Source organism: Monashia sp. HAY1-11D (genome assembly GCF_056868035.1).
In genome coordinates this window covers 2,949,702-2,966,575 of record NZ_CP200320.1, presented here as the reverse complement: position 1 = coordinate 2,966,575, position 16,874 = coordinate 2,949,702, and the positions used below count along the sequence as shown (strand labels likewise).

General features: G+C 73.4%; 17 protein-coding genes. 5 read left to right on the top strand and 12 right to left on the bottom strand.

What is annotated here, in order from left to right; genetic code table 11:
- Positions 1-91 precede the first annotated feature (91 nt).
- From AC1VM9_RS13710 to AC1VM9_RS13695, 4 genes are all read right to left on the bottom strand, one after another.
- Positions 92-694 carry a TetR/AcrR family transcriptional regulator gene (locus tag AC1VM9_RS13710; RefSeq protein ID WP_483123025.1) on the bottom strand — a complete coding sequence of 201 codons (603 nt, stop codon included), beginning with the start codon at positions 692-694 and terminating at the stop codon, positions 92-94.
- Between the two features lie 57 nt (positions 695-751).
- Positions 752-1,273, bottom strand: coding sequence for an NUDIX domain-containing protein (locus AC1VM9_RS13705; protein WP_483123024.1), 522 nt, complete (start codon positions 1,271-1,273; stop codon positions 752-754).
- A 16-nt stretch (positions 1,274-1,289) separates the two neighbouring features.
- The gene (locus AC1VM9_RS13700) at positions 1,290-1,676 is read right to left on the bottom strand and encodes a DUF6912 family protein (RefSeq protein WP_483124021.1); all 387 of its coding nucleotides are present in this window, start codon (positions 1,674-1,676) and stop codon (positions 1,290-1,292) included.
- Positions 1,677-1,745: 69 nt separating this feature from the next.
- Positions 1,746-3,167 carry a WS/DGAT/MGAT family O-acyltransferase gene (locus AC1VM9_RS13695; protein ID WP_481343419.1) on the bottom strand — a complete coding sequence of 474 codons (1,422 nt, stop codon included), beginning with the start codon at positions 3,165-3,167 and terminating at the stop codon, positions 1,746-1,748.
- Positions 3,168-3,207: 40 nt separating this feature from the next.
- Here AC1VM9_RS13695 and AC1VM9_RS13690 point away from each other — a divergent pair, with 40 nt between their 5' ends.
- Positions 3,208-3,591: a hypothetical protein gene (locus AC1VM9_RS13690; RefSeq protein ID WP_483123022.1), complete on the top strand. Its 384-nt coding sequence runs from the start codon at positions 3,208-3,210 to the stop codon at positions 3,589-3,591.
- Positions 3,592-3,607: 16 nt separating this feature from the next.
- Positions 3,608-4,978 (top strand): hypothetical protein, encoded by a 1,371-nt coding sequence (locus tag AC1VM9_RS13685; protein WP_483123020.1) that lies wholly within the window; start codon positions 3,608-3,610, stop codon positions 4,976-4,978.
- Here AC1VM9_RS13685 and AC1VM9_RS13680 read toward each other — a convergent pair.
- On the bottom strand, positions 4,968-6,413 hold the full coding sequence (locus tag AC1VM9_RS13680; protein ID WP_483123018.1) for a CpaE/TadZ family protein: 1,446 nt from the start codon (positions 6,411-6,413) through the stop codon (positions 4,968-4,970). The two genes, AC1VM9_RS13685 and AC1VM9_RS13680, sit on opposite strands and share 11 nt — an antisense overlap.
- The gene (locus AC1VM9_RS13675) at positions 6,410-7,072 is read right to left on the bottom strand and encodes a CpaB family protein (protein WP_481343415.1); all 663 of its coding nucleotides are present in this window, start codon (positions 7,070-7,072) and stop codon (positions 6,410-6,412) included. Before AC1VM9_RS13675 ends, AC1VM9_RS13680 begins: the two co-directional genes overlap by 4 nt.
- 352 nt (positions 7,073-7,424) lie before the next feature.
- On the opposite strand from AC1VM9_RS13675, the gene AC1VM9_RS13670 reads away from it, so the two are divergent.
- Positions 7,425-7,655 (top strand): helix-turn-helix domain-containing protein, encoded by a 231-nt coding sequence (locus AC1VM9_RS13670; RefSeq protein WP_481343414.1) that lies wholly within the window; start codon positions 7,425-7,427, stop codon positions 7,653-7,655.
- A 34-nt stretch (positions 7,656-7,689) separates the two neighbouring features.
- Here AC1VM9_RS13670 and AC1VM9_RS13665 read toward each other — a convergent pair whose 3' ends face one another.
- Positions 7,690-8,238 (bottom strand): hypothetical protein, encoded by a 549-nt coding sequence (locus AC1VM9_RS13665; RefSeq protein WP_481346345.1) that lies wholly within the window; start codon positions 8,236-8,238, stop codon positions 7,690-7,692.
- 166 nt (positions 8,239-8,404) lie between these two features.
- Between AC1VM9_RS13665 and AC1VM9_RS13660 the strand changes: the two genes are divergently transcribed.
- Positions 8,405-9,370 carry a LysM peptidoglycan-binding domain-containing protein gene (locus AC1VM9_RS13660; protein WP_483123015.1) on the top strand — a complete coding sequence of 322 codons (966 nt, stop codon included), beginning with the start codon at positions 8,405-8,407 and terminating at the stop codon, positions 9,368-9,370.
- Positions 9,371-9,373: 3 nt separating this feature from the next.
- Positions 9,374-9,889 (top strand): Rv3235 family protein, encoded by a 516-nt coding sequence (locus AC1VM9_RS13655; protein WP_481343410.1) that lies wholly within the window; start codon positions 9,374-9,376, stop codon positions 9,887-9,889.
- A gap of 102 nt (positions 9,890-9,991) precedes the next feature.
- Here AC1VM9_RS13655 and secA read toward each other — a convergent pair whose 3' ends face one another.
- From secA to AC1VM9_RS13630, 5 genes are all read right to left on the bottom strand, one after another.
- Entirely contained in the window at positions 9,992-12,844 is a 2,853-nt protein-coding gene (gene secA / locus AC1VM9_RS13650; protein WP_483123014.1) for a preprotein translocase subunit SecA, read from the bottom strand.
- 190 nt (positions 12,845-13,034) lie between these two features.
- Entirely contained in the window at positions 13,035-14,252 is a 1,218-nt protein-coding gene (locus AC1VM9_RS13645) for a winged helix-turn-helix domain-containing protein (protein ID WP_483123013.1), read from the bottom strand.
- Positions 14,253-14,280: 28 nt separating this feature from the next.
- Entirely contained in the window at positions 14,281-14,964 is a 684-nt protein-coding gene (locus AC1VM9_RS13640) for a response regulator (protein WP_481347177.1), read from the bottom strand.
- Between the two features lie 205 nt (positions 14,965-15,169).
- Complete coding sequence (gene hpf, locus AC1VM9_RS13635; RefSeq protein WP_481339797.1) at positions 15,170-15,805, bottom strand: ribosome hibernation-promoting factor, HPF/YfiA family; 636 nt, start codon at positions 15,803-15,805, stop codon at positions 15,170-15,172.
- Between the two features lie 231 nt (positions 15,806-16,036).
- Positions 16,037-16,741 (bottom strand): ComF family protein, encoded by a 705-nt coding sequence (locus AC1VM9_RS13630; protein WP_483123011.1) that lies wholly within the window; start codon positions 16,739-16,741, stop codon positions 16,037-16,039.
- Between the last annotated feature and the right edge of the window lie 133 nt (positions 16,742-16,874).

Sequence of the window (16,874 nt, the reverse complement as noted above, 5' to 3'; positions counted from 1 at the left end):
GCGTCCGAACGATCGTGCTTTTCTGCGATGCTGGGTAGGCCATGACGGTCCTTCCGGGAGATTGGCCCTGCGGTGGGCGGTGGGAACGCGGTCAGGCCAACCGGGCGACCGGCCGGCACGCGTCGAGGAGACGCTCGAAGGCCCGGCCGGCGCGGGCCCGAGCCCCGGCGTCGCGGAGGAGCCGGCTGGCCTGGTGGTGCGCCAGGACGATGCCCTCGAGCTCGTAGGCGAACTGCTCGGGCTCGACGTCGGCGCGGAAGTGCCCCTCGGCCACGGCCGTGCCGACGATGAGCGCGACCGACTCCTGCTTGTCGCGCTCGGCACGCACGAGCTCGTCGCGCACGGGCCCCTCCTGGTCGTCGAACTCGCTTGCGGCGTCGACGAAGATGCAGCCGCCGCCGTACCCGTTCGACTGCCACTCGAGCCAGGCGTCGAAGAAGGTGCGAAGACGCGGCTCGCCGCGCGGCGATGCCAGGGCAGGGCGCAGCACGACGTCGGTGAACCGCTCACGGGCGTGCCGGAGCACCTCGACCTGCAGGGCCTCCTTGGAGGCGAAGTGGGCGTACAGCCCGCTCTTGCTCAGCTTGGTGGCGGCGGCCAGTGTGCCGATCGTCAGGCCCCCGAGCCCGACGCGGGACGCGAGCTCGGCCGCCTCGTCGAGGACTGCCTGCTTCGTCGCGTCACCCTTGCCCATGGGGCCATAAAAGCACGACCGTTCGGCCTAGGCAAGAGCCGTGGATCGCTCAGACGGTCAGACGCCCTCGCGACGCGGGTCGAGCCAGTCCCGCAGGATCGGGCGCCACACGGCGACGCTGTCCGGCACCACGGACTCCGGCTCCTCGTCGACGATCCGGACCAGCTCGGGGAGGTCGACCCATGCGCCCCACGACACCTCCTCCACCTGCCAGCGCACCGGCCCGTCCCACGTCGCCGTGTAACGGAAGGCGCGGTAGCGGGTCGCGGCGTCGGCGTAGTCGGCGACCCCGAGCGGCACGAGCGGCACGCCGTGCACGCCGAGCTCCTCCTCCAGCTCGCGGAGCGCCCCGTCGCCGGGCTCCTCCCCCGCCAGCACCACCCCACCGGCCGCGAAGTCGAGCAGGCCGGGGTACACGTCCTTCGTCGTGGTGCGCCGGTGGAGGTACACGCGACCGGCCGGGTCCCGCACGACGATCGAGGACGCCGCGTGGCGCAGGTTGCGCGACCGCATCACCGACCGGGGCGCGCTGCCGACGACGCGTCCGGCCTCGTCGTAGAGCGCGACCTGCTCGTCCACCGGGACCCCTTGCGGCTCAGGCGAAGAAGCCGCGCACGTCGTCGAGCTCGGTGACGTCGTACCAGAGCAGCTCGTCGGCTTCGTCGTCCGGTCCTGCTGCCGACACCTCGTCGTCGACGTGGAAGGACGCGACGCGCGACAGGGGCAGCGGTGCGGTGACGACGACCCGCGACACCGGCGCTCCGCCGCTCGGGACCGCCCGGTGCACGACGGCATCGGCATCGGCGTCGGCGGAGGCCACGACCCGGCGGTCCGCGCGCGCGACCCGCAGGCCGCCGGCCGCGTCGACGGCATCGCTGAACGCGGCGTACTCGAGGTCCTCGAGGTCATGGCCCGGCGCCGACGCCTCGAGCGCGGGCGTCACGGCGAAGGCGAGGCGTGGCGTCCCCGGACCTGCGGACAGCCGTCCGGACGACGCGAAGCTCCTCGAGCCCGTCGCGCCCGAGCGGCACGTAGACGCGGACGACGGGCATCAGGACTCCCTCCCGCTGCGCAGCTCCTCGAGGGACTCGAGGATGGACTGGCCGAGCACGTCGACGTCGGGCATCGCGCCGCGGTCGGCGTTGAGGCCGTAGTACACGCCGCCGTCGTAGGAGGTGATGCCGATCGACAGGGCCTGCCCCTTGGCGAGCGGCGTCACCGGATAGGTCGAGAGCATCTTCGCGTCCCCCGCGTAGAGCGGCGTCTGCGGCCCGGGCACGTTGGTGATCATGACGTTGTAGAGACGCCGCGACATCGCCGAGCCGACGCGGGCGCCGAGGGCGTGCAGGGTCGGCGGCGCGAAGCCCGCGAGGTTGGCCAGCGACGTCGCGCCCACGGCCTGGCCACCCTCCATCTGCTGGCGCATCGCGAAGGCGATCTGGTGCAGCCGCATCGAGGCCCCGGGCTCGCCGACGGGCAGGTTGACCACGCAGGCCATGACCTGGTTGGCGTACATGCCCGACGGGTCGTCGCCGTAGATGCTCACCGGCACCATGGCGCGCACCGTCGTGGCCGCCGACACCGGCTCGCCGCGGCCCAGCAACCACGTTCGGAACCCGCCCGCGATCGTCGCGAGCACGACGTCGTTGATCGTGACGTCCTCGGCGTAGGCGCCCCGCGCGAGGCACGCGCGCACCCGCCGGTAGTCCTCGAGGTCGGTGGCGATCATGACCCACCGCCGGGCCGAGCCGATCTCGGCGTTGAGCGGGGAGTCCGGCGCCGGCCGGGCCGCCGTGCGGGCGACCGTGGACAGCAGGTGGCCCGCCGACTCCGCGGCTCGGACCGCGACGTTGAGGGCGTCGTTGACGCCGCCGCGGACCAGGTCGACGACCTGCGTCGGGCGCCGGACCGCGTCGACGAGCGCCTCGGTGACGAGCTCGACAGAGGACGGCGACCGCTGCGGGTCCCAGGGGACGAGCTCCTCGTCGAGCTCCCCGCCCTTGACCGCGTCGACGAGGACGTGCGCGATGTCGAGCGCGTTGACGCCGTCGATGAGGGCCTGGTGGGTCTTGGTGACGATCGCGAACCGGCCGCCCGAGAGGCCCTCGACGAGGTACACCTCCCAGAGGGGATGGGTGCGGTCCAGGCGCCGCGGCTGGACCCGGGCGACGAAGTCCTGCAGCTGGCGGTCCGTGCCGGGGCGGGGCAGCCCGGCGCGGCGCACGTGGTAGCTCATGTCGAACGACTCGTCGTCGACCCAGACCGGGTTGGCGATGCGTCCCGGCACGTCGCGGACCTTCTGCCGGAACCGTGGGATGGCCCCGATGCGGCTGCCGATGATGCCGACGAGCCGGTCGTAGTCGAAGCCCTCGCGCGGTGGCTCGAAGACCATGACCGACCCGACGTGCATCGCGGTCGTCGACTCCTCCAGGTAGAGGAACGACGCGTCGAGCGAGGTCAGCCGGTCGGACATGGTCACACTCTGCCAGACCCCCACATCTAGGATCGTGGCCATGCGTGTGATCCGGGCCCTGTCACCCGTCGTCTGCGTCCTCGCGCTCGCGGGCACCGCCGCGTGCAGCACCACCGGCGCCGGCGCGGGCACGTCGGCCGCCGGCGTCGGCGCCACCGGCACGGTCAGGCGGCTCGCGGTGACGATCACCGGCAGCACCGTCACCCCGGCGCCGGCGCAGGTCGACGTGCCGGTCGGCTCGACGCTCGAGCTCGTCGTCACGAGCGACCACGACGACGAGCTGCACGCCCACGGGTTCGACCAGGAGGTGCAGCTGCGGGCGGGCACCCCGGCGAAGCTCCGGCTCACGGCCAAGGACCCCGGCCTCTACGAGGTCGAGACGCACGAGCCCGCCCTGACGCTGCTCACCGTCGCGGTCCGCTGAGCGGGTCGGACGCGTCGTGACCGCCGCACCCGACGGCCGTGCGCCGGGGCTCGCCCCCGTGCTGGCGCCGGCGCTCGCCCCGGCGCACGGCGTCGGGAGCCGCGGGGACCTGCCCCTGCCCTTCACCGCCCTCGTCGTGGCCGCCGTGTCGGCCCTGCTCATCTCGTTCGTCGCCATCGGCGTGCTCTGGCGCGAGCCCCGGCTCCGCCGGGACCAGGGCCTGCCGCTGCCCCTGGCCGTGGGTCGGGTCCTCGACTCGCGATGGCTGCGCGTCCTGGCTCGGCTCGCCGTCGGGGCCGTAACGGTGTGGACGCTCGTGGCGCTCGTCGGTGGGCCCGACTCGGCCCGCAACCCGGTGCCGCACGTCGTGTACGTCTGGTTCTGGGTGGGTCTTGCCTTCGGCTCGATGCTTCTCGGGCCGGTGTGGCGTGTCGTCAACCCGCTGCGTCTCGTGCACCGCCGGCTGCTCGCGCTCGCGAAGGTGCCGCCGGACACCGCCGTCGCCCGCTACCGGGCCGGACTCTGGCCGGCGGCCCTCGGGCTTGCCGCGTTCACGTGGCTCGAGCTCGTCGCGACCGACAACACCGACCTGCTCGTCCTGCGGCTCGTCATCGGCGCGTACGTCGCAGTGACCGTCCTCGGCTCGGTGGTCTTCGGCCCGGCCTGGTTCGACGAGGCCGACCCCTTCGAGGCCTGGTCGCGCCTCCTCGGCCTGCTGTCCCCGCTCGGACGTCGGCCCGACCGCCGCTGGGTCCTGCGGACGCCGCTGCACGGCATCAACACGCTGCGCGGCACCCGCGGGCTCGTCGCGACGGTCGCCGTCATGCTCGGCAGCACGGCCTACGACGGGTTCTCGGCGAACCTGTCCTGGTCGACGTTCGTGCAGAGCTCGCCGTTGCCCTCGGTCCTGCTCAAGACCGGCACGCTCGTCGGCTTCTTCCTGCTCGTCGCGGTGACGATCTGGCTGGCCTCCGTCGTCTCGGTACGCCTCGCCGGCGAGCCCGTCGGCCGCTCGAGGGAGTTCGTCAGCGACATCGCCCCGTCGCTCGTGCCCATCGCCGCTGGCTACGTCGTCGCGCACTACTGGTCGCTGCTCGTCTACCAGGGGCAGTACGCGTGGGTCCTGCTCACCGACCCCCTCGGCACCGGCGCCGACCTCCTCGGCACGGCCCACCTCGTGCCGAACGACGCCTTGATCCAGCCGACGCTCGTGGCCACGATCCAGGCCGTGAGCATCGTCGTCGGCCACCTGCTGGGCGTCCTGGCAGCGCACGAGCGCGCCATCACCGTGCTCCCGCGTCGGGCCGCCGTCATCGGCCAGGTGCCACTGATGGTTGTGATGATCGTCTACACCCTCGGTGGGCTGACGATCCTCTTCACGCCCTGACGGCCTGTCGACGCCACCCGACGCGTCGCCGCCGACCGAGCGACCCCTGCTGGGGCACCGTCCACGGAGCCACGTGCGATGCGAGGTCGGCCACCGCGCGGCGCAGCGCCGAGTCGGGGGCGTGCTCGACGACGGAACGTCCGGCGAGCATCGCACCGTCGACGGCCTCGGGGTCATCGGGCACGAACCGGACCCCGCCGAGCCCGGCGAACCGCGCGAGCGAGTCGGCGATGCGGCCCTGCGGCCGCGACCCGACGGCCGAGGCCCGCACCCGGTTGACGACCGGTACGGGGTCCCCGGAGGGGACGGTACCGAGCGCCTGGAGCCCCCGGACGAAGCGCTGCAGGCCGACCGGGTCGCCGCCGCCCACGGCGACCACGAGGTCGGAGACGGCGAGCGCCGTCAGGGTGGCCTCGTTGCGTCGCGGGGCCGAGGTGTCGTAGCTCAGCTCCTCGTCGTCCTCGAGGCAGAAGCCGCAGTCGACGACCACGGCGTCGACGAGCGAGCGGGCGAGGTCGAGAACGCGCTCGAGCGCGCCGGCGCGCACCTCGGGCCAGCGTTCGGCCTTCGGCAGGCCGGTCATCACGCGCAGGCCCCGGACGACCTCCGGTGCGATGCGGGCCAGCGCGGGCAGGTCGAGCAGGCCCTGGTCGGCAGCACGGCACGCGGCCGCCACACCAGGGGCCTCGTCCAGCACGCCGAGCGCCTGCGCGACGCACCCACCGTAGGTGTCGGCGTCGACGAGCAGCACGGACACCCCACGGGAGGCGAGCTCGGCGGCCAGGGTCGTGGCCACCGTCGTTCGGCCGGGAGCCCCGTTCGGCCCCCACACCGCCAGGACCGGTGCCCGGCTCGGCCGCCCGGTGAGGACATCGGGGGCGCCCGCGTCGCGGGAGTCCTGGTTCAGGTCGCCGGTAGCGGCCGGAGCGGACGCGCCTCGAGGGGTCCACCCGACCGGCTCGTCCGCGGGCGAGGGAGGGAGCACGTCGGCGGGCCCGGGGTCGCCACCGGCGACGTGGGCCTCCTCCCCCACGGCAGCGCCGGGAGCGGCGTGACCGAACGCGGCCTCGAGGGCGTCGGCGTCGTCGGGGACCCGGTCCGCGAGTGCCTCGGCGAGACGCTCGGGCTCGGCGTCGACGGGAACCACCCGGTGGATGGACAGCTGCCGCAGGCGCCGCTCGGCGTCCTCGTCCGCCCCGGGGACGAGCCCGACGACGACGAAACCGCTGCGGCGCAGTCGGTCCACGACCTCGAGGTCGAGCCCGCGCAGGTCCCACGAGACGACGGCCACCGAACCGAGGCCGGCCTCGGCGACCGACAGCAGCTCGGCAACGTCCGCGCACCGTCGGGCGATCGTCACCCCCGGCAGCGCCTCGAGGGCCTCGGCGACCGGCGACTCCCACCGGGGGCTCAGGCCGGTCAGGACCTCGGTCATGCCCCGGGACCCGAGACGGCCCCGACGACCGGGACGAGGGTGAGCCGGGCGTCCCCGTCGACGGCCTCGACCAGCGGCGTGACCTTCTCGCTCGGCACGAGCAGCTGGACCGAGGTGGTCGCGTCGGAGCCGAAACCGCTCTGGCTGGTCAGGACCGCCGACACTGCGGCGGCCTGGATGAGCCGCGTCGTGCGGGCGGCGGCCGCATCGGACGTCGTGGCGGCGCGCGGCGTGACGAACACGTCGACGCGCGTGCCGCGAGCCAGCCCCTGGGCGGACGCGGCATCGGCCCTGACGGTGACGCGCTGCACGTCGACCTGGTCCCCGCTGCCCACGGCCGAGGCCGGCACGAGCTCGCCCGCGCGGACGTCGCGCAACAGGTACGACCCGACCGGCGCCGGGGCGTCCGCGGTGAGGTAGGTCGACAGGCCCTCGCCCAGCTGGACGTCGGCCCGCACGAACGACGAGGCCTCGACGCGGTCACCCGCGACGAGATCGCTGCCGGCGACCCATACCGGCACCCGGTCGTCGGCACTCGCGACCGCCTTGGCCCCGAGCGTCGCCGCGAGCACGACGAGCAGGACACCGACGACGAGCCGACTGTCACGCCAGCCCGGTCGCTCGAGGCGTCTGGCAACCGGCCGCGCCAGCTCGGACATGGGACCCCCTGTGTGACGATGCGAAGGACGAACCGTGATGAACCGGGCGAACCGGCACAGCGCACATCCTGCACCAGCGCGCACGCCATCGCCCACCGACGTCGACACCTGTGGATGGCGACGGCTCACCGCAGCCACGGGGCCTACCATGTGGCGGTCGGACGCAGCCGTACCCGACGTCCGACCGCTGCAGGGGATGCGGGAGGGTCGGGTACGCGCCGCCCTGGACGGGTACGGACGCCGTGAGGCGCCCGGACCACCACGACGTCCCGCCAGGGCACAGCGCCGGGGTGACCGACGCCACCACAGCACGACGCGGTCCTGCCGATCGCCGACACGACAAGGAGCGGACGTGGCCCAGCGGTTCCTGCAGCTCGCCGAGGTCTCCGAGATCCTCAACATCTCCTCGGCCCAGGCCTATGCGCTCGTGCGCTCGGGTGAGCTACCGGCCATCAAGATCGGCGGCCGCGGCCAGTGGCGGGTGGAGGTCAGCGAGCTCGAGGCCTACATCGAGCGGATGTACGCCGAGACCCGCTCCTTCGTCAAGGCGCACCCGTTCGGCGGAACCGTGGACGACGTGTGAGCGCCGGCCACGTCCCTCCTGCCGCGGCGCCGGGTCAGGCGAGCCGGCGCACGGTGGCCAGTGCGGCGAACGGGACGACGACCGACCCGCTGACGTTGTCGCGTCGGCGCGGCTCGTCGGGGGCGTGGACGGCCAGCTCGAGGTGGTCCGACCCCACCATGTCGATGGTGCCCGTGGACTGACGGCCGTCGAGGTCCGCCAGCTCGACGGGCGCGCGGTCACGGCTGAGGACCCGCAGAGCCGCGCCCAGGCCGAACCGCCGGGTGACGACCGAGGGTGTACGCGCCCCGCGGCCCAGCCCCGCCAGCGACCGCACCGCGGGGAGGGCCACGAGCACCTGGCGGTCGGCCGCGGGCTCGAGGAGCACCCAGTCCGGGCCGACGTCGCGGACAACCCCCGCGAGCACCCGGCCGGGAAGACGCAGGGAGACCGCACTCGCGCCCAGCTGCGCCAGGAGCCGGGTGTGGAGGTCCAGCTGGGCGCGCTCGCGCCGCACCCGGTCGGCCACCTCGGTGACGAGGCCACGGGCCTCGTCGGCATCGACCTGCGCCTCGAGGTCGTCGAAGAGCCGTTCCCAACGCATGGCACCACTGTGGCGCCTGCAGCCCGATGGCGCGACCCGAGTCATCCACAGGCATCGAGGCTCAACTGTTGCCAAACGCAGGCAAACTGCATTGAATGAGCCCATGAACCGGGGAACGAGCGGGTCCAGGTCACGGAGTGCACCTCTCCGACCTCCGCCAGGTCGTGTGCAGGAGCAGGGCGGCCGGGTCCGCGCCGCGGCGTGGGCTGCGGTCGGAGTCGGGGTCGCCTCGGGGGCCGCCCGCCTCCTCGTCGAGGTGGCTGCCTCCGGGCCGCGCACGGCCGACTCAGCCCGGCCGGACCAGCTCGTGCTCGTCGGGCTGGCCTGGCTGGGTGCCGCCCTGGCCCTGTGGCTCGCTGTCGGGTCCGGGTTGGCGCTCCTGGCCCTGCTCCCCGGCGCTGCGGGGCGGCTCGCCGCAGGGGTGGCCGAGCGCGTCACCCCGCTCGCGGTTCGCAAGGTGCTCACCGTGCTGCTCGGAGCCTCCGTCGGCTCGCTCGCCCTGCCACCCGCCTCGCTTTCCTCGGCCGGCAGCGCACCGGTCGCGGCTCCCGCCCGCGGCGGCGAGCCAGGAGGGCTCGGCGCAGCGGGTACCCGGGGCGCTTCCCGCGGGGGCGGAGGGCCGGACGCGGCGCCGGCCGTCCCCGGACCCGGGTTCCTGCCGTCGATGCCGGGTGACGCAGTCGGCCGGGACCGGCCCGAACACCGGTCGCTGGCGGCACCCGTCGGGCCGGGCTACCGACCCAGCGCGGACCACGGCGCTCCCGCCCCGTCACCCGCCTCCTCACCCGCCCCCTCACCCGCCCCCTCACCCGGCTTCCGGCCGAGCGAGCCCCTGCGGGTGGCCGACGACGAGCAGAACCGGCTCCTGGCTCCCAGCCCCCGGCCCTCGACGGTCGCGCACGGCCTCGTCACGGTCCGCCGCGGCGACAGCCTCTGGACCATCGCCCGGCGACACCTGGGCCCCGACGCGTCGGACGCCGACGTGGCCCGTGCCTGGCCCCGCTGGTACGCCACCAACCGCGCGGTCATCGGTGAGGACCCCGACCGCATCGTGCCCGGGCTGCAGCTCGCGCCCCCCGCCTCCGGCGCGGCCGGTGACGCGACGACCACACACCCGGTCCCGAAGGAGTGACCCGTGCCCACCACGACCCGCCCCCTGCCCGGTGGTTTCACCGTGCGCGCACTGCCCCAGACCGCCCCGGCCGTCATCTCCGCCGACGAGGCCTGGGGCGACGAGCAGCCGTACGCCCAGGACGCCCTCGCGCTCGACTTCCTCGGGGCCGGCGAGGACGACTTCGGCCGGCGACCGACCCGCACGAGCCAGCTGCCCGACCCCGGCGCCTTCGTGGCCAAGCTGTCCCAGGCGATCGTGGAGGTCGTGTCCGGCCAGCGTCCGGCGCCACAGCTCATCCGCCACACGAGCCCGACGACCTACTCCGTCCTCGCACGCCAGGCCATGGTGGCCGGGCGCCGTCGGACGCCCGGCCCGCAGCGGCCCGCCATCGTGCGCCGCGTCCGGGTGTGCGAGCCCCGCGACGGTGTCGTCGAGGCGTGCGCCGTCGTGCTGTCGCACGGACGCGTGCGCGCCCTCGCGCTGCGGCTCGAGGGGCTCGACGGTCGCTGGGTCGTCACGGCCCTCACGATCGGCTGAGCCCAGCCGCCGAACCGCGCCCCGGGCCAGACGACACGGGCCGGATGACACGGGCCCCGACCGAGGTGGTCGGGGCCCGCGTCGATGGTTCGCACCGCGTCGTCAGCGCCGCTTGCGCTTGACCTTCTTGCCGCGGCGGTCGGCGCGACGCTCGACCGGCTGCTGGTCACCGGTGACGACGGCTCGGCCGTCCTCACCCGGAGCCGAGTAGCGCAACGCTCCGGACCGCTGTCCGTCGGTGTGGTCGACGCCGGACACACGCACGCCGGTGCCGAAGGCGCCCACACCCTCCGGGGCGTCGGGCTCGGCCCCGCCGTGGGCGTCCGGTTCGGCGGCGGCACCGGTCCGGTCGTCGGTCACCGGTGCGCTGCGGTCGGCGGTCGCTGCGGCGACACCACCGACGAGGTCCGAGACCGACATCGGGGCCGCGCCGACCGTCGCGGGCTGCGGCGCCACCTGCACCTCGACGGAGAACAGGTGCGAGACCGACTCCTCCTTGATGGCCTCCATCATCGCCTCGAACAGCTGGAAGCCCTCCCGCTGGTACTCGATGAGCGGGTCGCGCTGGGCCATGGCGCGCAGGCCGATGCCCTCTTGGAGGTAGTCCATCTCGTAGAGGTGCTCGCGCCACTTGCGGTCCAGCACCGACAGGACGACGCGCCGCTCGACCTCGCGCATCGTCTCGGCGCCGAGCGACTCCTCGCGCCGGTCGTAGGCGTGGTGGGCGTCGGAGAGCAGCTGCTCGCGCAGCAGGCCCGCCGAGATCGACTGGCGGTCACCGGCGAGGTCCTCGATCTCCTCGATCGTCACCGAGACCGGGTACACCTGGCGCAGGGCTTCCCACAGCTGCTCGAGGTCCCAGTCGCCAGCGAAGCCCTCGGCCGTCGCGGCGTCGACGTACCCGCCGACGACGTCGTTGACGAAGAGGCGCAGCTGCTCGTGCAGGTCCTCGCCCTCGAGGACGGCGCGGCGCTCCTCGTAGATGACCTGACGCTGGCGGTTCATGACGTCGTCGTACTTGAGGACGTTCTTGCGGATCTCGTAGTTCTGCGCCTCGACCGCACCCTGCGCCTTCTGGATCGAGTTCGTGACCATCTTGCTCTCGATCGGCACGTCGTCCTCCATGCCGGCGGTCTGCATGAAACGGTCGACGATGCCGGCGTTGAACAGGCGCATGAGGTCGTCGTGCAGCGACAGGTAGAACCGCGACTCGCCCGGGTCCCCCTGGCGGCCGGAACGACCGCGCAGCTGGTTGTCGATGCGGCGGGACTCGTGCCGCTCGGTGCCGAGGACGTAGAGACCACCGAGCTGGGTGACCTCCTCGTGCTCGGCGGCGACCGCCTCCTCGGCGGCGGCGAGCGCCTCGTCCCAGGCCGCCTCGTACTCCTCCGGCGTCTCCTCCGGGTCGAGGCCGCGGCGCTTCAGCTCGGCGACGGCCCGGAACTCGGAGTTGCCGCCGAGCATGATGTCGGTGCCTCGACCGGCCATGTTCGTCGCGACCGTGACGGCCCCCTTGCGGCCCGCCTCGGCGACGATCGCGGCCTCGCGCTCGTGCTGCTTGGCGTTGAGCACCTCGTGCTTGATGCCGCGCTTCTTCAGCTGCTGCGAGAGGTACTCGCTCTTCTCGACCGACACGGTGCCGACGAGGACGGGCTGGCCGGCCGCGTGCCGCTCGGCGATGTCGTCGACGACGGCGTCGTACTTGGCGATCTCCGTGCGGTAGACGAGGTCCGGCTGGTCGATGCGGATCATCGGGCGGTTCGTCGGGATCGGGATGACCCCGAGCTTGTAGATGGAGTTCAGCTCGGCGGCCTCGGTCTGGGCCGTGCCGGTCATGCCCGAGAGCTTGTCGTACATGCGGAAGTAGTTCTGGAGGGTGATCGTGGCGAGGGTCTGGTTCTCGTTCTTGATCTCGACACCCTCCTTCGCCTCGATCGCCTGGTGCATGCCCTCGTTGTAGCGGCGGCCCGGCAGCATGCGGCCGGTGTGCTCGTCGACGATGAGGATCTCGCCGTTCATGACGACGTAGTCCTTGTCCTTCTTGAACAGCTCCTTGGCCTTGATGGAGTTGTTGAGGTAGCCGATGAGCGGGGTGTTGACGGTGTCGTAGAGGTTGTCGATGCCGAGGACGTCCTCGACCTTGGCGATGCCCGACTCGAGGACGCCCACGGTGCGCTTCTTCTCGTCGACCTCGTAGTCGCCCCGACCGTCCTCGCCGCGGTGCAGGCGCTGGGCGATCCGCGCGAACTCGACGTACCACTTCGTCGCGAGGTCGGCCGGACCGCTGATGATGAGCGGCGTGCGGGCCTCGTCGATGAGGATCGAGTCGACCTCGTCGACGATGCAGAAGTGGTGGCCGCGCTGGACGAGCTCTGCGGGCTCCCACGCCATGTTGTCGCGCAGGTAGTCGAAGCCGAACTCGTTGTTCGTGCCGTAGGTGATGTCCTTGGCGTACTCGGCGCGGCGCTGCTCGGGCGTCATCGAGGCGAGGATGCAGCCGGTCTCCATGCCGAGCGCGCGGTGGACGCGGCCCATGAGCTCGGACTGGTACTCGGCGAGGAAGTCGTTGACCGTGATGACGTGCACACCCTGGCCGGTCAGCGCGTTGAGGTAGCTCGGCAGGGTCGCGACGAGCGTCTTGCCCTCGCCGGTCTTCATCTCCGCGACGTTGCCCATGTGCAGCGCGGCGCCGCCCATGAGCTGGACGTCGAAGTGACGCTTGCCCAGGGTGCGCTTGCTCGCCTCGCGGACGGCGGCGAAGGCCTCGGGGAGCAGCTGGTCGAGGGTCTCGCCGTTGTCGAGCCGCTCGCGGAAGCCCTTCGTCTCGTCCCGCAGCTCCTCGTCGGTGAGCTTCTCGAAGTCGGCCTCGAGGGCGTTGACCTGCTTGGCGATGCCCTGGAGCTTCTTCAGGGTCCGGCCCTCGCCGGCGCGAAGCAGCTTCTCGATGACGGCCATCTGGTGATCTCACTCCCGACTGAACGTGTGGGCTCGCCCGGTGGGCGGGCTCCATCGCCCGCGATGGGTCACGGGACCCGCCTAGGCTAACCGTCCCGGCGACTCTCCGACCAACGCACACCCGCCCCGGTCGGTTCCGGGGCGGTTCCGGATCGGCTCGAGGATCGGTGCCGCCGGCGCGGGTGACGTGTCAGGGCGCCCCGGCCCAGCCCGGAGGTAGGTCGATGCGCTCGAGACCCAGCCACTGCGCCATGGCCTCGAGGTTGCGCACGAGGGCGCTCCGCGCGTCGGCGGGCGCGCCGGGTTCCCACGAGACGCCGGGACAGCGGAGCACGCCCGCGGCGCGGTCGGCCTTGAGGTCGCAGCGAGCCACGAGCGCGTCGCCGTGCAGGAAGGGGAGCACGTAGTAGCCGTGGACGCGCTGGTGGGCCGGCGTGTAGATCTCGATGCGGTAGTGGAAGTCCCACAGGTCATGGATCCGCTGGCGCTGCCACACGAGCGAGTCGAACGGGCTGACGAGCGCCTCGGCGTGGACCCGCCTGGGCAGCCGCGCGTCGGCGTGCAGCCATGCGGGCCGCCAGCCGGGCACCTCGACGGGGACGAGCTCGCCGTCGGCGACGAGCCGGGCGATGGCCGGTCGCGCGTCCTCCCGCTTGATCCGGAAGTAGTCGGCGAGGCACAGCTCGGTGCCGACGCCGTGGGCGCGAGCGGCGATCCGGACGAGCTCGACGTACCGCTCGGGGTCGGCGTCGGGGCCCGGGCGCTCGAGCCAGGCGGCGCGCTGCGCCGGCGGGGCCGTCGCGGCGAGCGAGGCGTACCGACGCTCGAACTGGGTGGTCCGCCCGGCCGAGCTGATGCGCCCGGCCCAGAAGAGGTACTCGAGCGCCTGCTTGACCTCCGACCAGTTCCAGCCCCAGTGGTCCGTGCGGCGCGGCTGGTCGTGCTCGAGGGCGGCCTCGACCTCACGCGCCGTCATCGGCCCGCGCGCGACGACCTCGGCCTCGACGAGGTCGACGAAGTCCGGACGCTCGGCGAGGATGCGCCGCATGCCGCCCCACGCCTTCTCGGCGGCCGCGCGCATGCGCGGGTCGAGCAGGGGCCACGTCGAGGGCGGGATGAGGCTCGCCTCGTGGGCCCAGTACTCGACGAGCCGGCGCGGAGCCCGGTCACGGGCGCGGTCGAGCAGGGCCGGGTCGTAGGGCCCGAGGCGGGAGAAGAGCGGCAGGTACTGGCTGCGGGCAAGGACGTTGACGCTGTCGATCTGGATGACGCCGACCCGGTCGATGACGCGCTGCACGTGGCGCATCGTCGCCGCGAACGGCTCGGGACGCGGGTCGAGGAAGCCCTGCGCGGCGATGGCGACGCGTCGGGCCTGGGCGCGGCTGAGCCGGCGCGGGGCAAGGGTCACGGCGGTGCACGTCCTCGGCTCGTGGGCCTCAGTCCGGGTCGATGAGCCGCTGGCGCACGGCGTACATCGCCGCCTCCATCCGCGAGTGCATCTGGAGCTTGTCGAGGATGTTGCGGATGTGGTTGCGGACCGTGTTCTCGGAGATGAACAGCTCGGTGGCGATCTCGCGGTTCGTCCGGCCCTTGGCCACGAGCCGCAGGATGCCGAGCTCGCGCTCGGTCAGGCGGGGCGCCTCGAGACCGCCCGCGACGGCCGGGACGGAGTCGCGCTGGCTGATCGCGGCGAACTCGTGAAGCAGCTTGGAGGCCATCAGCGGCGACAGGAGCGACTGCCCGTCGTGCAGCTTGCGGATGCCCTCGGCGACCTCCTCGGGCGGGACGTCCTTGAGCAGGTAGCCGTTGGCGCCGGCCCGGACGGCCTCGAAGAGGTTGGCCTCGTCGTCGGAGCTGGTCAGCATGAGGATGCGGGCTGAGGGGATGCGCTCCCGGATGGCCCGGCAGGCGTCGATGCCGCCGCGCTTGGGCATGCTGACGTCCATGACGATGACGTCGGGGGCCTTCTCCTCGGCGACGGTGACCGCCTCGACGCCGTCGGCGGCCTCGCCGACGACCTGGATGCCGTCCTCGGTCTCGAGGACGGTCTGCAGCCCGCGGCGGTAGAGCGCGTGGTCGTCGACGATGAGGACTCGGATCACGTCCGGAGGCGGGTTCACCCGCCCATCCTGTCAAAGCGTGCCGACAACGCACGCCGGCGCGCCTTTCGACGCGCTGGCCAGGCACTGGCGACGCACTGGCGACGGCCCGGCGATGGACCGGCCGTCGTGGCGGGCCACGTGACGGAGGCGCCGCCCGCTCGTGCGGACGGCGCCTCCCCGTGCGTGCCGGTGCGTACCGGTGCGGCCTTCGTGGCGCGAGCCGTCAGCCGGTGGCCGCGACCTCCTGGTCGGTCTCGAGGTGCAGGACCCCGTAGCTCCACCCCCGGCGCCGGTACACGACGCTGGGGCGGTCGGTGTCGGCGTCGTGGAACAGGAAGAAGTCGTGGCCGACGAGCTCCATCTGGTTGACGGCGTCCTCGAGGCTCATCGGGGCGGCCGTGTGGATCTTCTCGCGGACCTCGATCGGCGAGTTGCCCATGGCTCCGAAGCGGTCGAGGTCGTCGATGCGTCCGTCGCCGTTGGCCGACTCGGGCGCGGAGGGCTCCCCCGCTGCGTCGATGCGTGCCGTCGCCTGTGCAACCGACTCCGGGACCCGGCGACCCCGGCTCACCTTGCGCTTGTCGTGCACGCGCCGCAACCGGTCCATCAGCTTGTCGACGGCAGCGTCGAGCGCGGCGTACTTGTCGTCGAGACAGGCCTCGGCGCGGATCACGGGGCCCTTGGCCCGGCACGTGATCTCGACCTTCTCGGACCCACGGGCTACCCGCTCGTGGGTGACGACGACATCGATGCGGTGCACCTTGGGGGCGAGCGCGGGCACCTTGGCCAGGCGCTCGTCCAGCTGCTGACGGAATCGGTCGGGGATCTGGACGTGACGCCCAGTGACGACGATCTCCACGGTTCCTCCTTGATCGCGCACGGCTTCTTCGTGCGGCGCAGGCTGCTGCTCCGGGCCAGGCCACGCGCGGCCGGCCCACTGACGGGTCGACACCACCCCTTCCGCTGGTCACGCCTCCGGTCGGACGGGGGGCCGAGCCCAGCTGCCGTACCCCGGAGGACGGGGTTCCTGACCCGACCCTACTTCGGCGGCGACACCGGTGGGAAGCAGTTCCCGGGACTACGACGGACTTCACGTGGGGCGCCCCGACGCAGACCCCCGCCGGCGGGTCCTCGGGGCGGGTGTGGCCGCCACGGTGGCGCCGACGACCGCGACGGCGCCAGCCTCGTGGAGGGCCCGAGCGGCCTCGGCGAGCGTGGCACCCGTCGTCAGGACGTCATCGACGACGACGCAGCGCCGTCCGCGGATGACCTTGTGCCACAAGGGTTTGACCACCATCGAGCCGGCGAGGTTGCGACGTCGGGCGGCCCGGTCGAGGCCGGTCTGGTCGCGCGTACGGCGGGTCGGCTCGAGCGCGCACGCGAGCCGGACCGGTAGGGGCGAGGAGGGCCCGGGCCCCGCCGCCGACACGCCGAGCGCGTGGGTCGCCAGAGCGACGAGCGGCGTGTCGCCGCGGGTCCGCTCCGCCCGTCGTGACGACGGCACGGGGACGACGAGGACCGGCCCGCGGGACCACCCCGACTCCCGCACCGCGGCCTCGAGGGCTGCGGCGAGCAGGGGCGCGAGGACCGCCTCGACGTCGCGCCGCCCGTGGTCCTTCCACGCCGGGACGGCGTGGCGCAGCGGCCCGTCGTACGGGCCCCAGGCCCAGACCGGCGGCAGCCCGGCGGGCGCGCGCTGCGGGACGACCTGCGGGGCGTGGGCGCCCCCGGCGAAGGCCAGACCCGGGAGCGCGAGCCGCAGCGCCGGCACCACGCGCGTCCGGGCCTGCGGCACCCGGCGCACTCGACCGGCAGGACGAGGTCGGCGAGCGGCAGGAGCAGCCCGGCGGCGAGCGCCCGGACGCGGCCGGCCACCTCGGGCGGGACGGGCACCACCCCATGACACCGCGTCGACACGGCCGCTGCCG

What these genes read in the sequence shown, in the direction of transcription:
- AC1VM9_RS13665 (WP_481346345.1), bottom strand. Translation starts at nt 8,238, where the DNA reads ATGCGTTGGGAACGGCTCTTCGACGACCTCGAGGCGCAGGTCGATGCC.
- AC1VM9_RS13695 (WP_481343419.1), bottom strand. Translation starts at nt 3,167, where the DNA reads ATGTCCGACCGGCTGACCTCGCTCGACGCGTCGTTCCTCTACCTGGAG.
- secA (WP_483123014.1), bottom strand. Translation starts at nt 12,844, where the DNA reads ATGGCCGTCATCGAGAAGCTGCTTCGCGCCGGCGAGGGCCGGACCCTG.
- AC1VM9_RS13680 (WP_483123018.1), bottom strand. Translation starts at nt 6,413, where the DNA reads ATGACCGAGGTCCTGACCGGCCTGAGCCCCCGGTGGGAGTCGCCGGTC.
- AC1VM9_RS13690 (WP_483123022.1), top strand. Translation starts at nt 3,208, where the DNA reads ATGCGTGTGATCCGGGCCCTGTCACCCGTCGTCTGCGTCCTCGCGCTC.
- AC1VM9_RS13675 (WP_481343415.1), bottom strand. Translation starts at nt 7,072, where the DNA reads ATGTCCGAGCTGGCGCGGCCGGTTGCCAGACGCCTCGAGCGACCGGGC.
- AC1VM9_RS13710 (WP_483123025.1), bottom strand. Translation starts at nt 694, where the DNA reads ATGGGCAAGGGTGACGCGACGAAGCAGGCAGTCCTCGACGAGGCGGCC.